This window comes from Thermomicrobium sp. CFH 73360, from assembly GCF_023806465.1.
Classification (GTDB): Bacteria; Chloroflexota; Chloroflexia; order Thermomicrobiales; family Thermomicrobiaceae; genus Thermomicrobium.
The window spans coordinates 33817-48443 of record NZ_JAMSLS010000004.1 but is presented as its reverse complement, the minus strand read 5'-3'; the positions used below and the strand labels follow the sequence as shown (position 1 = coordinate 48443).

The 14627-nt window shown below is 59.8% G+C and carries 11 protein-coding genes, 2 tRNA genes and 1 other RNA gene; 10 read left to right on the top strand and 4 right to left on the bottom strand.

The window, feature by feature from the left end:
* Positions 1-45 precede the first annotated feature (45 nt).
* A complete protein-coding gene (gene alaS, locus NET03_RS08815) occupies positions 46-2685 on the bottom strand; it encodes an alanine--tRNA ligase (RefSeq protein WP_252128551.1) in 2640 nt (879 codons plus the stop codon).
* A 539-nt stretch (positions 2686-3224) separates the two neighbouring features.
* Between alaS and NET03_RS08810 the strand changes: the two genes are divergently transcribed.
* The 8 genes from NET03_RS08810 to queA all read left to right on the top strand — a co-directional run bounded on the left by NET03_RS08810 (position 3225) and on the right by queA (position 8689).
* Positions 3225-4952: a cation:proton antiporter gene (locus tag NET03_RS08810; protein ID WP_252128550.1), complete on the top strand. Its 1728-nt coding sequence runs from the start codon at positions 3225-3227 to the stop codon at positions 4950-4952.
* Positions 4953-5119: 167 nt separating this feature from the next.
* Positions 5120-5203 (top strand) — tRNA-Leu (locus NET03_RS08805).
* 37 nt (positions 5204-5240) lie between these two features.
* Positions 5241-5596, top strand: an RNA gene (gene rnpB, locus NET03_RS08800) — RNase P RNA component class A.
* A gap of 20 nt (positions 5597-5616) precedes the next feature.
* Positions 5617-5694: transfer RNA gene (locus NET03_RS08795), tRNA-His, on the top strand.
* A gap of 162 nt (positions 5695-5856) precedes the next feature.
* A complete protein-coding gene (locus NET03_RS08790) occupies positions 5857-6210 on the top strand; it encodes a tetratricopeptide repeat protein (protein ID WP_252128549.1) in 354 nt (117 codons plus the stop codon).
* Positions 6211-6326: 116 nt separating this feature from the next.
* Positions 6327-6518, top strand: a complete 192-nt coding sequence (locus NET03_RS08785; RefSeq protein ID WP_252128548.1) for a Trm112 family protein — start codon at positions 6327-6329, stop codon at positions 6516-6518.
* A 52-nt stretch (positions 6519-6570) separates the two neighbouring features.
* Positions 6571-7638: a Holliday junction branch migration DNA helicase RuvB gene (ruvB, locus tag NET03_RS08780; protein WP_252128547.1), complete on the top strand. Its 1068-nt coding sequence runs from the start codon at positions 6571-6573 to the stop codon at positions 7636-7638.
* A complete protein-coding gene (queA, locus tag NET03_RS08775) occupies positions 7631-8689 on the top strand; it encodes a tRNA preQ1(34) S-adenosylmethionine ribosyltransferase-isomerase QueA (RefSeq protein WP_252128705.1) in 1059 nt (352 codons plus the stop codon). The genes ruvB and queA overlap by 8 nt, the downstream gene beginning before the upstream one ends.
* On the opposite strand, the gene NET03_RS08770 is transcribed toward queA, so the two are convergent.
* Entirely contained in the window at positions 8684-9790 is a 1107-nt protein-coding gene (locus tag NET03_RS08770; RefSeq protein ID WP_252128546.1) for an aminotransferase class V-fold PLP-dependent enzyme, read from the bottom strand. The genes queA and NET03_RS08770 overlap by 6 nt on opposite strands.
* Before the next feature lie 183 nt (positions 9791-9973).
* Positions 9974-10570, bottom strand: coding sequence for a hypothetical protein (locus tag NET03_RS08765; RefSeq protein ID WP_252128545.1), 597 nt, complete (start codon positions 10568-10570; stop codon positions 9974-9976).
* A gap of 350 nt (positions 10571-10920) precedes the next feature.
* Here NET03_RS08765 and dnaN point away from each other — a divergent pair, with 350 nt between their 5' ends.
* Entirely contained in the window at positions 10921-12063 is a 1143-nt protein-coding gene (gene dnaN, locus NET03_RS08760; protein WP_252128544.1) for a DNA polymerase III subunit beta, read from the top strand.
* A gap of 73 nt (positions 12064-12136) precedes the next feature.
* Positions 12137-13354: a DNA replication/repair protein RecF gene (recF, locus tag NET03_RS08755; protein WP_252128543.1), complete on the top strand. Its 1218-nt coding sequence runs from the start codon at positions 12137-12139 to the stop codon at positions 13352-13354.
* 1 nt (position 13355) lies between these two features.
* On the opposite strand, the gene NET03_RS08750 is transcribed toward recF, so the two are convergent.
* The gene (locus NET03_RS08750) at positions 13356-14543 is read right to left on the bottom strand and encodes an acetyl-CoA C-acetyltransferase (RefSeq protein WP_252128542.1); all 1188 of its coding nucleotides are present in this window, start codon (positions 14541-14543) and stop codon (positions 13356-13358) included.
* Positions 14544-14627 lie beyond the last annotated feature (84 nt).

Below are 14627 nucleotides of genomic sequence, written 5' to 3'. Positions count from 1 at the left end.
TGCTTTTTGAGGTGCGGCGAGCGACGGGCCGCTGGGGAGCCTCCGTCAGCTTGCCGCCTCACCGCGGAGCTGTCGCTCGACCTCAGCACGAGCCGCTGCAAGTGCTTCATCGAGGCGTGACGCGTCAGCTCCTCCGCCTTGTGCCATATCAGCGCGACCTCCGCCTCGACCGCCCAGAAGCGGAGCAACAACCTGTACGACGCGCCCTGCATGGACACCACGCTGCACCGCGTCACGTGTCGCCATCGCCAAAATGGTTGGTCGGTTTTCGATCGCAGTACCGAGGATGATCACACCGGATCCGATACGCTCGCGCAACCGGTCGCCCAAGCGGCGCAGTACATCGAGCGAAGGCACCTCAATCCGAGCACTCACGACGCGAAAACCATCGACCCGATGGGCATGCTCGACGAGCGGGGCAGCCCGCTCCAGAGCCAGATCCGCAGACAACCGTGCTATCTCCCGTTCTTGGTCGCGAAGTTGCTGCTGCAGACGCTCGACCTGCTCCGGAAGACGCTCGACCGGAACATGAAGCAGCTGTGCGGTCTGGGACGCCACATTGACAATCTGCCGCGCAGCACGCACTGCAGCCGGCCCGGTGAGCGCTTCGATGCGGCGTATACCGCTTGCCACGCTCGTCTCATCTGAAATGAGGAAATACCCGATTTCACCGGTGCGGCTCACATGGGTTCCTCCGCAGAGTTCCTTGCTGAAAGCGTCGATTGACACCACACGGACAATCTCGCCGTACTTTTCACCGAAGAGCGCAATTGCCCCTTCTGAGAGTGCCTCTCGTAGTGGTTGGTAGCGCACCTCCACCGGCAAGTTCCGCACGATCTGTTCATTGACAAGTTCCTCAATGGTGCGGAGCTGGACCGGCTGCACGGCCTCATGGTGTGCAAAGTCGAAGCGCAGTCGGTCGGGAGCAACAAGTGATCCTGCTTGCAGTGCATGCTCCCCAAGGACGCGGCGCAGCGCCGCGTGAAGCAGATGCGTAGCGGTGTGATTTCGCCGGATCGCCGCTCGCCGCTCTGCATCGACCAGTGCGACGACTCGCTGACCAACGCGGAGATAACCTTCTCGCACCTGCCCTCGGTGCACAATCAACTCAGGAGTTGGGCGTTGGGTATCCTCGACAACGAAAACGCCGGTATCGGTCCGAAGCTCGCCGGTATCACCGACCTGTCCTCCTGCCTCGCCGTAGAACGGGGTCCGATCAAGGACAATCTCGACCTGGTCCCCCGCCTCTGCTTCCTCACGTGTCTGGTCAATTCCGAGAATGCCGACGACCGTCGCTTCGGCCTGAAGCTGCTCATACCCCAGAAACTCCGTTGGCCGCTCTGAGAAGCGCGCGTAGAGATCAGCACGCTGCCGCTGGGTATCCGCGAAGCGTCCCACGCTCGCCCGGCTCAGCTCTCGCTGGCGTTCGAGCGCTCGCTCGAACCCTACACGGTCGACCGCCAAGCCTGCCTCCCGGGCTAATTCCTCCGTTAACTCAAGCGGGAAGCCGTAGGTGTCGTACAAACGGAAGGCCTCGTCACCCGGGATGATTCGCTCCCCTGAGCGCTGGAGTTGATCCACCAGTGCTTCAAAGCGAGCCAGGCCCGTCGCAAGAGTTCGCTGGAAGTGCTCCTCCTCGTGGTCAATCACCCGGTGAATACGCTCTCGCTGTTCGACGAGATTCGGATAGTACGGGGAGAACAGCTCGATAACGACGTCGGCCAATTGACCAAGGAAGGGGCGCTCGATCCCAAGGAGGCGCCCATGGCGAACCGCTCGGCGCAGGACGCGCCGCAGCACGTATCCGCGTCCCTCGTTACTCGGAAAAACTCCATCTCCAACGAGGAACGTCACCCCCCGCGCGTGATCAGCGATGACCCGCAACGATCGGTCAATTCGTGCATCTTCCTTGTATCGGACACCAGCGATCGTCGCTGCTTGGGTCAAGATCGGGTAGAAGAGGTCGGTCTCAAACACCGAACCGACCCCCTGCAGAATGAGCGAGATCCGCTCCAACCCCATCCCCGTGTCAATGTTCTTCCGTGGAAGCGGGCGTTGTGTTTCGTCGAGTTCCTTATAGAACTCCATGAACACGAGATTCCAGGTTTCCAAAAAACGCCCGCAGTCACATCCTGGACCACAAGTTGGCTTTCCGCAGCCATGCTCCGGTCCCCGGTCGTAATGAATCTCCGAATCGGGGCCGTTGGGCCCGGTCGCACCAACCGGCCCCCACCAGTTATCCTCAAGCTTGAAGATCCGCTCCTCTGGCACGCCGATCTCGTCACGCCAGTATCGATACGAGAAGTCGTCTTCCGGATGGACGGTCGGATACCACCGCTCAGCTGGTACCCCGAGCCACTTCGTGAGGAACTCCCAAGCCCAGCTAATCGCTTCCGCTTTGAAGTAGTCCCCGATAGAAAAGTTTCCCAGCATCTCGAAGAAAGTGAGATGACTCTCGTCGCCAACTTCATCGATGTCGACGGTCCGGAAACACTTCTGGATCGACGTCAACCGGGTATGAGGGGGACGCTCCAGGCCCAAGAAGTACGGCACCATCTGTTGCATACCGGCGGTGGTCAGTAGCACCGTCGGATCAGTAGGGATCAGCGACGAGCTCGGAACTTGTACGTGTCCGCGCTCGGCAAAGAATTCGATGAACGCCCGGCGGATTTCGCTGCTCTTCATCTCGATCGAACTCCCTACCCTGCGGCTCCCTGTAAGCCGATTCTGTCGTCCTTGCCCCGATGCTCGCTCGAGCAACCCGATTCTACCGGAGAGCAGCGCCCGCCTCCATTCGGAGAGTGTACGTACACAATGATAGTCCGTACAGTCCAGCCCGTCAAGGATGGCGACACATCGGACACTGCCAACCCTGTCTCAAGGACGAAGGCGAACCGACTGCGCTCGTCAGGAGGTTAGCGAGTTGATCAGTAGACGGTACCCACTACAGGCTGAGTCTTCGTTGCTCCTCCGAGCCGTCAGTAGGACTTTTCGTTTCATCGCTTGGTTCCACGGTTCTTAGCGAGCCTCAGCGACTGCAAGTACGTGTCACGGTTGGGCCCTACCCGACAGCGAAGTCACCTGGGTCTCTGGAGGCGTTGCACCTCACGCTCTTCCGAGACTGGCCACCCAGCGGTTCTCCTCCACGCGGAGCACAAGACCGTGTACCGTTGACGCGGTATGTCCTGGAATGTCGCACGCGAACGTGTGAGGCGGTCGAGAGGGTGGAAAGAGAAACGATCTCTCTGCTGTTTCTTATCGTGTCAGCCGCGGCAATCGGATTTGGTCTGGCGGCCGCGCAACTCCGCCAACCGGTCGTGGTTGGCTTCCTCATTGCCGGTCTTGCAGCCGGTCGCATTGTCGATCGCTGGTCAGTTGATACGGAAATTATTCAGGCCTTCGCTGATTTTGGCGTTACCTTTCTTATGTTCGCGCTCGGCGTGCAATTTTCCTTCCGGGAACTTGTTGAAATGCGTCGCCTTGTGGTTCGCGCCGGCTTCCCACAGATTCTGCTGACAGCCGTCACGGCCTTTGTCATTTATGTTGCAACTGGCCTGCCCCTGGCCACATGCTTTGTGCTCGCGTTCGCGTCAGCAATGTCCAGCTCGATTGTGGCACTGACGCTGATGGAGCACCGCGGCACGCTGGCACAACCAGCAGCTCGCCCAACCGTTGCGATCGCACTCTCACAGGATGTCGCCGTGGTGCCCTTGGTCGCACTCTTACCAGCGCTGACTGGATCAAGCATCGCAGAGGTAGGTCGCGGTCTCGTCGTGGCAGTTGCGAACGCGCTGATCGCCTTGCTCGTGATCACAATCCTTGGCGTACGGGTCGTACCTTGGCTCCTCTTCCATGTTGCTCGGCGCGGGAGTCGCGAGCTCTTTCTCTTGACCGTTGTGCTCCTTGCATTTGGCACCGCAATCGGCAGCGAGCGACTAGGCCTCTCACTCGCGCTGGGAGCTTTTCTTGCGGGAGTCGTGATTTCAGAATCGGAATTTTCCTACCAAGCGCTCGGGGGAATTCTTCCACTCCGTGACGTGTTTGGGGTTATGTTCTTTGCTGGACTCGGACTTCTTACCGACCTTGGTGGCCTTCTGGATGCGTGGCCGCTGACACTCACGATATTGTTGACCGTAACTCTCCTAAAAACCACGATCACCGCGGTTGTCGTCCGATTCGTCGGCTTTCCGGCAGACGTTGCAGTACGCTCGGGCATTTTTCTTGGACAGATTGGTGAGTTCTCCTTCGTTCTCGGTCTCGTTGCACTCCGCGGCGGTGTGATCGACGAAACGGTTTACAATGCCTTAATCGGGGCTGCGATTGCCTCCCTTCTCTTGAACTCGCTTCTCCTGAGCGCGTCAAGACCGCTCGGTCGGCTACTTGCTGCCCCGCTTGAGCGCTTGGGGACGGCACCGCGCATGGAAGACGAGAGAGAAGAGTCCCACCCCCAGCGAGCCAAACTCCGCGGGCATGTGGTCATTGCCGGATATGGACGAGCTGGTCGGGAGGTGGGACGGGTTCTCCAGCGCCGACGGTTTCGTTTCGTGGTGATTGATCGTGACCCAGTATTGGTGCGAGAACTTCGTCATGAGGGATTGACCGTGGTGTATGGTGACGTGGCGAATGAGCAAGTACTCCTGGCAGCTGGGATCCCAACGGCTCGTGTCTTCGTGGTCGCTGTACCAGACGCCTTCGCCGCGGAAACAGCAGTGCGCTTAGCACGCGCGCTGAATCCGACTCTGGATATTATCGCTCGCGCTGATCGCCGAAACTTCGTGACACGCCTGATCGACGCAGGCGCCAGTGAGGTGGTCCATCCAAGCTTTGAGGCAGGCCTCGAATTGGTGCGCCACACGCTTCATCGCTTCGGTATGAGCCTTCAGGAAATCCAGGCCATTCTCACGGCCCGCCGAGTCGACTACTATGAAGAAGAGCGGCGGATTGCTGACTGAGTGCCATACCCTGAGAAGCCGGTCGGAGGTACGACTCCAAAAACGTGCCTCGCCGAATCATACTGCAAGCACGGTAACCCAGGTCGTCCCACGTGTGGCTGATACCTTGTCGAGCGGTCCGCAGCATTGGTATACTAGGCAGTGCGAGTCCACGTGGACTCGTACGGGCCGAAGTGGCGGAACTGGCAGACGCGCTACGTTCAGGGCGTAGTGGGGGCAACCCCGTGGGAGTTCAAATCTCCCCTTCGGCACCGCCGGTCCGGTGATGGGTGACCATCACCGCGAGCGATGTCGGGCAGGGCGGTCGCTGGCGTCCAGCAAGACGCCAGAGGAAAGTCCGAGCTGCAGAGAGCGGGGTGCCTGGTGTCAAACCAGGGCAGCGGTGACCGGCGCCGCTGACAGTCCAGATCGGCACGTCGATCAATCGTCGACGTGAGAGCAACAGAGACGATGACCGGGTTCGGCCCGGGGTGAAAAGGGCAATCCTCCCCGCAGCAATCTCCGAACGGGCCGTTACGAGGTTGCTCGCCGAGGCCCGAGGTTGAGAGCAGTCGCGGAGGTGACGAAGCGACCGTCCGTGGTGATCCACGGGCGAGAGAGATGACCGTCAAGAACAGAACTCGGCTTACTCGCCCGGCATCGCTCATCTCTCCATTTTTCTTGTGGTGCCTCTAGCTCAATTGGCAGAGCGCTGGACTGTGGATCCAGTGGTTACGGGTTCGAGCCCCGTGAGGCACCCCCACTCCCCGGTCAAAGACCGGGGTTTTTCTTCAAGGGAGATATGAGAAACCGCACGAGGATCTCTTGGTGGTGGAGCCCACTACTCCTTCTCAGCCTGCTCGTCGCCGGCATCGCAACTGTGTTCAGCCGCACTTGCGTCCGGTCAGGCGCTGAGAGCAACACGGTGGAAGCTGTCCCGAGACGCATTCCACTTGAAGCGGAGCTCCAGGCGACACTCACCGCCTCTCCAGACGACCGCACGGCGCTCCTCGCCCTCGCTGACCTCTACGCTCACACTGCTCGCCTTTCGGAGGCCATACCACTCTTCCAACGCGTCGTGGCAGCTGCACCTGCCGATGTTACTGCCCGGCTGAGTTTCGCCCAGGCACTTCTCGCTGATGGATATACCGCAGATGCAATCGCTCAACCCCACGCTGCACTCGCCCTCGCTCCGAACCATCCACAAATTCTGTTCTTGCTCGGCCAGGCAGCAGAACAAAGTACTCCTCCTGACTACGAGACTGCCCGTGCGTGGTAGGAGAAAGCCGCCGCCGGCGACCATTCATACGCACGACTCGCTCGCGAGCGTTTATCCGCCCTGCCTAGTCCATAAGACTGGTAAGATCGTCGCCAGAAAGGAGTCGAATGGTCTCCATGGGTGAGCAGCAACCACTCATCGATCCTGAATTCCTCGAGATCCTCGCCTGTCCGGCGTGCCATGCCAGCTTGGAACTCCATGGCGATCGTTTGATCTGCACTGGCTGTGGTCGCCGTTACCGAATCGAGGACGGTATTCCGATCTTGCTCGTCGACGAAGCAGAACCGCCACCCGAACCCGGTCGGTGATGCGAACACGTGTTCGCACTATGGTATACTCTGTCCGAATGAGGTGGGTACGATGAGCGAGCCGCGGATCGTTTCACCGCGACCGAACGCGAGTGAGCAGCATCTTGAGGAGACGCTGCGACCGCGGCGTTTGGCCGAGTACATCGGCCAAGATCGCGTAAAGGAAAGTCTCACGATCGCGATCCGCGCCGCGCAGGAGCGCGGTGAGCCGCTCGACCACTTACTCTTCTATGGTCCACCGGGTCTCGGGAAGACGACTCTCGCTGGCATCATTGCCGCGGAAATGGGCGTGAATCTCCGTATCACCAGTGGTCCAGCGATCGAGCGTCCGGGTGATCTCGTTTCCATCTTGACGAACCTCCGTCCGGGAGACGTGTTGTTTATCGACGAAATCCACCGCCTGAATCGTCTCGTCGAGGAAGTGCTGTATCCGGCGATGGAAGACTTCGCAGTCGACTTGGTGATTGGAAAGGGCCCGGCCGCTCGCAGCGTCCGCCTCGCTCTCCCGCCGTTCACCCTTGTCGGCGCCACCACCCGCTTGGCGTTGCTGACCTCACCGCTTCGCGACCGGTTTGGCGCGACGTATCGCCTTGATTTTTATGATCTCCCGGCCCTGCGTGCGATCGTCGAGCGAGCAGCACGCATCCTCCATGTACCCATCACACCGGACGGAGCAGCTGAAATCGCCCGACGAGGGCGAGGCACACCACGCATTGCGATCCGCCTCCTCAAGCGCGTTCGCGACTATGCGCAAGTAATGAGCGATGGAACCATCACGGCCGAACTCGCTCGACTGGCGCTGGACCGCATGGCGATTGATGAACTCGGACTCGACGATGTCGATCGGCTGCTTTTGAGAACGATCGTCGAAAAGTTCGATGGCGGGCCGGTTGGCATCCAAACGCTCGCAGCGGCAACGAGTGAGGAACCAGATACGATCGAAAGCGTCTACGAACCGTATCTCATTCAACTCGGCTTCCTCCAGCGAACCGCACGGGGGCGGGTGGCGACGCGGCGCGCCTACGAACACCTCGGCGTGCCCTATCCCGCCGAACAAGCCATTCTCCAGGTGCCACTGCAGGGACTGAACGAGGGAGACTTCGTTGAGCCCGATGCCTGAGGAGATTTCACTCTCACTCCACGAGTTCGATTACGAACTTCCTGAAGAACTGATCGCGCAGGAACCGATCGAGCCACGCGATGCCGCGCGGCTCATGGTTCTCCGACGTGCGACGCGGACTCTTGAGCATCGAATCTTTCGTGAACTCCCCTCGCTACTCGATCCCGGTGACCTCTTAGTAGTCAATGACTCGCGAGTTCTTCCCGCTCGACTCCTGGCTCAACGGCGGACCGGAGGAAAAGTGGAAATCCTTCTCGTCCAGCCGCTGGAAGGAACGACACTCTGGCTCGCGCTGGGCCGTCCCGCACGCAAGCTGCGACCAGGAGAAATTATCCTCGTTTTACCGCATGAAGAATCCTTCGATCCGCAACCACTCCGGATCCTGGAGCAAAGGGCAAGAGGACAGGTTGTGGTGGAACTCAGCCCAGCAGTTGCCGAGCACCTTGAACGTTTCGGGCATGTGCCGCTTCCTCCATATATTCGTGCCCCACTCCGCGATCCGGAACGCTATCAGACGGTCTATGCGATGCATCCAGGCTCGGTTGCAGCTCCGACTGCTGGTCTTCATTTCACCGATCGCCTACTCGCTGAATTGCGCCAACGCGGAATCACTGTCGCGCCACTTACTCTGCACGTTGGCATCGGAACTTTTAAGCCGATCGAGGTCGAGGACGTTCGTCAGCACAAGATGCACGCTGAATGGTACCGCGTCCCGGCCGAAACAGTTGCACTCATTCAAGAAGCACGCCGAACCGGCCGCCGCGTCGTTGCGGTCGGCACCACCGCCGCTCGCACGTTGGAATCGATCGCGGAATCACTTGATCAGGGGGCAGTCAGCGAGCTTACCGGATGGACTGACTTGTACATCTATCCCGGCTATCGCTGGCGCGTCGTCAACGCGCTGATCACGAATTTCCATCTGCCCCGGAGCACGCTGATCCTCCTCGTTGCGAGCTTTGCGGGCCGCGAATTCATCCTCGAGGCTTACCGTGAAGCCATTCGACAGCGCTACCGTTTCTATAGCTTCGGCGATGCGATGCTCATCTTATGATAACTGGTGATACCCAGCCAGCTCCTCGAGCGCCGCAACAAGTCTGTCCAGATCATCCTCTGAGGTGAAGTAAGCACAGGACACTCGCACGCCATTGGGAACCTGCACCCGTCTTTGCACGATTCGATACGCTTCCCAAAGCACACGACTCAAGCGCTCGCCATCCCAGCCGGTGACTCCGAGTGTCACAAGTCCAGAACCGTCCTCTGCGCGAGTCGCCGAATACCAGCAAATGGCAGGATGGTGTTGGAGACGCTCCCGAAGCCAAGCGACCAGCCGCAGTTGGTGCCGTGCAATGGCCTCCCAACCCAGGCTCCCAAGATACTCAATGGCAGCCCCCAGCCCTATGACACGCGCCACGTCACGTGTGCCATACTCAAACCGACGAGCATCACCCCGGAAGGACCAGTTCGTCCCGTCGAATTGGAACGAGTGACGGTCAAACGGAGTAACCACCGAACCGTCGCCGACCAGAGGTGGCTCAAGAAGATCAAGGTTGTCCTGTCTGACGTACAGAAAACCCGTCCCCTGCGGGCCATGGAGCCATTTGTGCCCGTTCCCCGCCGCGAAGTCGACTCCCAGGGTTGCGAGATTCACTGGAAACTGTCCGATTGACTGCGCCGTATCGAGCAGGACACGCGCTCCCTCTGCATGTGCCAACCGCGTCATGTCTTCGATCGGCAACCGTACACCTGTCTCGCAGGAAACATGGCTGACAACGACAAGACGCGGACGAGTGCGCACGAGCGCTGCGGCAAACGCTTCTCGTGTCTCTTCCTTCTCGGTGCTCACTCGAAACTGCTCGAGAACGACGCCGCGACGCCGGCAGGCTAAAGTCAGTGGCAGGAGCACGGCTGGATGCTCCTGATCGCTCGTCAAGATGCGGTCACCAGCTGCAAAGGGAAAACTCGCCAGCACAAGCGCGATACCGTCGGTCGTGTTCCCCGTGAATGCGAGCTCCTCGCTGCGCACACCGAGGAGTTCGGCGAACTCTACACGCACACGCTCGCTCGCCTCTTGAAACTCCTCCAGGACCAGATGACCGAAGCGTTGTGCGCGCTCTACTGCTTCGCGGTACCGCGCGAGAACCGGCTCCGCCATGATCCCGAGCGTCCCTGTATTCAGGTATGTGAACGATCTCAATGTTGGAAGCTGGGCGCGAACGGACGCGAGGTCATACATGTTACATCCGATCCCCCACTCGGAACGGAAACCCCTGGGCCACGTGGCCCAGGGGTAACGAAGCACGAGCCAGCCATTTCTGCAAGTAGTCTGCGTCGTCACTTAGGCTGCTTCGTGAGCACTCCGGCGCTGACGCAGCGTTTCAATGAGCGCCGAGGCATCTTGCCGCGCGAGCTCCTCGAGTCCCGCCCCGAACTGTTCGCGAGCCTGCGCCTCAAGTTCCTCTTCCGTCATACCAAGGCGCCGCGCCATATCGCGCAGATACTCGAGCTGCCGAGGAGTAGCTCGTCCACCGAGTGCTCGGCGTCCACTCAAGCGCGCGGCATCGACTGGCGCGTCAACGACACGCTGCTCCACCGCACCAAACTCGAAGTCGGGGCAGAACTGCGTGCCATACCCCAATGCCGCCAGAGCTCGACCCAGCGCCTTCGTCTCGGCTTTCTCCAAATAATCTGTAAAATCCTCAGCCGACTCACTACCCCAGCCCGTGGCCGAACCGCCGCCCGGCACCTTGACCCGGGCTCGGAAAACGGCAACGCCGTCACGATGCTCCACAAGTTCCGTCTCAATTTCTCCGTCGGGGTGGTCTGTTCGGAACCACAACAATCGCCACTTGACCTCAAGGTAGTCATTGCCGTTGACTTTCGTCAAGAACTTCGAGGGGTCGAATCCTTGTCGTTCGGTCCGTTCGCTGGCCATACCGCGATCCTCTCCAGAAACACGAACATCTGTGCTAATGTTACACCCACAAGATGCCGGTGTCAAATACCGCGCCGTCCTTGGTCCGCGCTGTGGGCAACGCACCGGTGTCGCCACGCTGGCAAACGAACGATCGCACGTGAGCGAACGAATCCATGGTCTTCTGCTCAACACAAATACGCTCCTTGTGGACGTCGTCTTCCATGCGCGGAGTACAACTCGAGCGATACCAAGACGAGCAAAGCTACGAGAAAGAAAGAGGGATTCTGCGGACCCTTGCTCTGGAAACGCCCAGCGCCCTGTTATAATTGGCCGCGACTGGTGTACGAACACCCGGGGAGGAGCTTTCCGTGCAGTTGAGGTGCCAGCAGGCCGAACTCGAACGAGCGTTGCATCAGGTCTCTCGTGCTGTCGCCCGCCGGTCGACACTACCAGTGCTGAGCAATGTTCTCCTCGTCGCCGATGAGGGAGCTCTGCGAGTGACAGCCACCAATCTCGAGATCGCCCTCAGTGTCACGCTCCCCGCTGATGTGCTGGAACCTGGGCAACTGAGTGTGCGGGCCGACGTCTTCAGTGACTTTATTGGCAGCCTGCCGCGACAAGAAGTAACCCTCACGGTCTCTCCGGGCAATACCGATCTGCGTGTTACATGTGGCACATCCAAGGCGCGCATCCCTGGCATTCCGGCCGAGGACTTTCCGACCATTGCACGAATTGGCGACCAGCCACCTACCGCCGCAGTGAGTACCGAGGTACTCCGTGAGGCAATTGGTCAAGTGGTCTTCGCAGCAGCGACCGACGACAGTCGCCCAGTACTGGCCGGTGTTCTTCTCGAATTTCGGGGACAGGAGCTGACACTGGCTGCGGCCGATGGCTTCCGTCTCTCTGTGCGAACGCTTTCACTCCCTCAACCAGCAGCGACCGATCTCGCCATCATCGTCCCAGCGAAGGCACTTGGTGAACTGGCGCGAGTTGTGGCAGATGGAGAAGAGACGGTTCACCTCCTTGTGACCCCAAACCGGAGCCAGGTCCTCGCCCGGAGCGGACGGCTCGAGTTCCTCTCCCGCTTAATCGACGGCAGCTTCCCTGAATTCCGGCAGATCATCCCCAAACAGTGGCGGACACGTGTGACCGTGGATCGAGAGGCGTTCCTCGCTGCTGCCCGCCGGGCGAAGATCTTCGCCCAGTCAAACAATGAGGTCGTCAAGCTTCAGTTCCTTCCCGGAGATTCTGAACTCGATCCCGGATCGATGGTTGTCTCCGCTCAAGCGGCCGATGCCGGAGATACCGAGGACGTGCTACCCGCCCGGGTCGATGGCCCGGAAGCGACCATCGCGTTCAACGGGCGCTATCTGACCGACGTGCTGTCCGTGGCCAAAGCAACGGAGATCGCCATCGAGATGACCTCACCCAACGCCGCAGGGGTCTTCCGGCCGGTAGGCGACGATTCGTTCGTCCACGTCGTTATGCCGATGGTCATCGGTACTGCGTGACGGCTGCATCGTTGGTGGAAACCCAATTCTTTGTTGCGACTCGCACACGACGACACCGGCGAGGTTCACGGTCATGCTCTTGACGAAGCTGGAGCTGGAAGAGTTCCGTTGCTTCCGGCATCTGGAGCTCGCGTGGGTTCCAGCTGGTCTCCGAGTTGTTGGGGCAAACGGCTCCGGAAAAACAAGCCTCGTCGAGGCACTCTATCTCTTGGCAACCACCAAGTCGTTTCGAACGCCCTCGGACCGGTATCTGATCCACCGCGCGAGCGGTCAAGACCTCGGCGTTCCGCCGTATGCACGGATCGCCGGTCAAATAGAGACGCGAACGGGACGCCATACATTGGAGATTGCGCTTCTCTTCGATGCAACCAACTCTACTGTCAGTAAGCGCTATCGCCGTGACGGCCGCCCAGTTCGAGCAATGGATTTTGTTGGCACATTCCGCGTTGTTCTTTTCTCGCCAGAGGACATTGAACTCATCACCGGTAGTCCTCAGGTACGCCGACGTTTCTTAGACATCGTGCTGTCAACAATCGACTCCACGTACCTCCGCGCGTTGGCGCAGTACACACGGATCCTCGAGCAACGCAACAGCCTGCTCAAGCAACTGAGCGGGCACGATGACCATACCATTGAGGAACAGCTCGCGTTCTGGGATGATCAACTTGTCACCTACGGAACCTATCTCATTGTCGCCCGCATCCGCTTCCTCCTTGGTTGGTCGAACGATCTCACCGAGAGCTTCGCCCGTCTCAGCGCTCGAACGCTCACCTTGACAACGCGATACGTTTCTACGATTTCACTACCCGACCCGATCGCCGACGAACTGTCGCAGCTCCCGCTTGCCGAGGCACAGGCATCAGTCAGCCTGCGCTATCGGCAGGTTCTGGCACGTAGTCGGAATGACGAACTCCGACGCGGCAATACAATCTTCGGCCCGCACCGGGATGATGTCCAATGGATGCTCGATGGAGAGCTGCTCGCCGCCGTCGGCTCGCGTGGCATCCAACGACTCGCTGTGATCGCTGCGAAACTTGCCGAGATCGCCGCCATCTATCGAGCCACCGAGGACTGGCCCGTCCTCCTGCTCGATGACGCACTCTCAGAACTCGATGGCGAGCATCGCAACCGACTACTGGCTGTTCTCGCAACGCTGCCAGCGCAAAAGGTTCTCACTGCAGCCGAGCCATCCACCCTCCGACATCCAACGATTGACTCATTGCCGCTTGTCCGTCTCGTCGATGGTACGATGACTTTCGAAGAGCTCGCCCCAGATGAACACGACGCCTGATCTAACCAGTGGTCGGCCGTTCCACGATCATTGCAATTCCCATTCCACCGCCAATACAGAGTGCTGCTGCACCAAAACGACCACCCGTGCGGCGGAGGGCATGCACGAGCGTGACGAGAATCCGTGCGCCACTCGCCCCGATTGGGTGACCCAGCGCGATCGCACCACCATGGATGTTTAACTTCGCTGGATCGAGTCCAAGCTCTCGTTGCACAGCAAGCACCTGCACCGCGAACGCTTCGTTGATCTCGTACAGATCCAAATCACGAACGCGAAGATCCAGTTGAGCCAGTGCACGGCGCAGGGCCGGGATGGGGCCGAGTCCCATGACTCGAGGAGGTACCCCCGCCCACGCCCAGGAACGAATAATGGCAAGCGGCTGGAGACCACTCCTGCGTGCGCGCTCTTCCGACATCACAACAAGTGCCGCTGCACCATCATTGATTCCCGAGGCATTGCCTGCTGTTACAGTACCCTCGGGATCGAATGCTGGCCGCAACCGGGCCAGTGTCTCAAGCGTTGTATCGGGTCGGAGGTGTTCGTCGCGTTCGATCCGCTCGATTCCCTGCTTGCTTTCCACCTCGACCGGAACCACTTCCTCAGCAAAAGCTCCAGCCTCCCACGCACGAGCAGCGCGCCGCTGGCTTTCGAGCGCAAAGCGATCCTGCTCCTCACGACCGATACCATATTCCCGCGCGATGTTCTCTGCGGTGATCCCCATGTGGCAGTCGTGAAAGGCATCCGTGAGGCCGTCAGCGAGCATCGAGTCATAAAGCGTTCCGTGCCCAAGCCGATAGCCGAAGCGGGCTCCAGTGAGGAGATACGGCGCTTGTGACATACTCTCTATGCCACCCGCAACCACCACTTCTGCTTCACCAAGTGCGATCGCTTGAGCTGCCATGGCGACCGCACGGAGCCCAGAACCGCAGACCATGTTGATGGTCATTGCGGGGACTGCATCCGGCAGTCCAGCCGTGATTGCTGCTCGCCGAGCCGGGTTCATTCCCTGCCCAGCTTGTAACACATTCCCCATGAGCACTTCGTCGACGGCTGATGGTTCGAGCACCGCACGACGCACCGCCTCAGCGATGACGATTGCTCCAAGTCGCCAAGCAGGAACGTCTTTCAATCCTCCGCCAAACCGCCCAATCGGTGTTCGCACTGCACTGACGATCACTGGGGTCGGCATCTTCCACCTCGCTTCCCGCGAGCGAAAACGAGAGCGGCAGGGTCGAACGACCCCGCCGCCAATTTTCTCATCCTGGTCAGGTCC

Bases quoted from the DNA above. Each gene is read 5' to 3' on its own strand.
- alaS (WP_252128551.1), bottom strand. From the start codon at position 2,685: ATGAAGAGCAGCGAAATCCGCCGGGCGTTCATCGAATTCTTTGCCGAG.
- NET03_RS08785 (WP_252128548.1), top strand. From the start codon at position 6,327: ATGGGTGAGCAGCAACCACTCATCGATCCTGAATTCCTCGAGATCCTC.
- ruvB (WP_252128547.1), top strand. From the start codon at position 6,571: ATGAGCGAGCCGCGGATCGTTTCACCGCGACCGAACGCGAGTGAGCAG.
- queA (WP_252128705.1), top strand. From the start codon at position 7,631: ATGCCTGAGGAGATTTCACTCTCACTCCACGAGTTCGATTACGAACTT.
- NET03_RS08770 (WP_252128546.1), bottom strand. From the start codon at position 9,790: ATGGCGGAGCCGGTTCTCGCGCGGTACCGCGAAGCAGTAGAGCGCGCA.
- NET03_RS08765 (WP_252128545.1), bottom strand. From the start codon at position 10,570: ATGGCCAGCGAACGGACCGAACGACAAGGATTCGACCCCTCGAAGTTC.
- recF (WP_252128543.1), top strand. From the start codon at position 12,137: ATGCTCTTGACGAAGCTGGAGCTGGAAGAGTTCCGTTGCTTCCGGCAT.
- NET03_RS08750 (WP_252128542.1), bottom strand. From the start codon at position 14,543: ATGCCGACCCCAGTGATCGTCAGTGCAGTGCGAACACCGATTGGGCGG.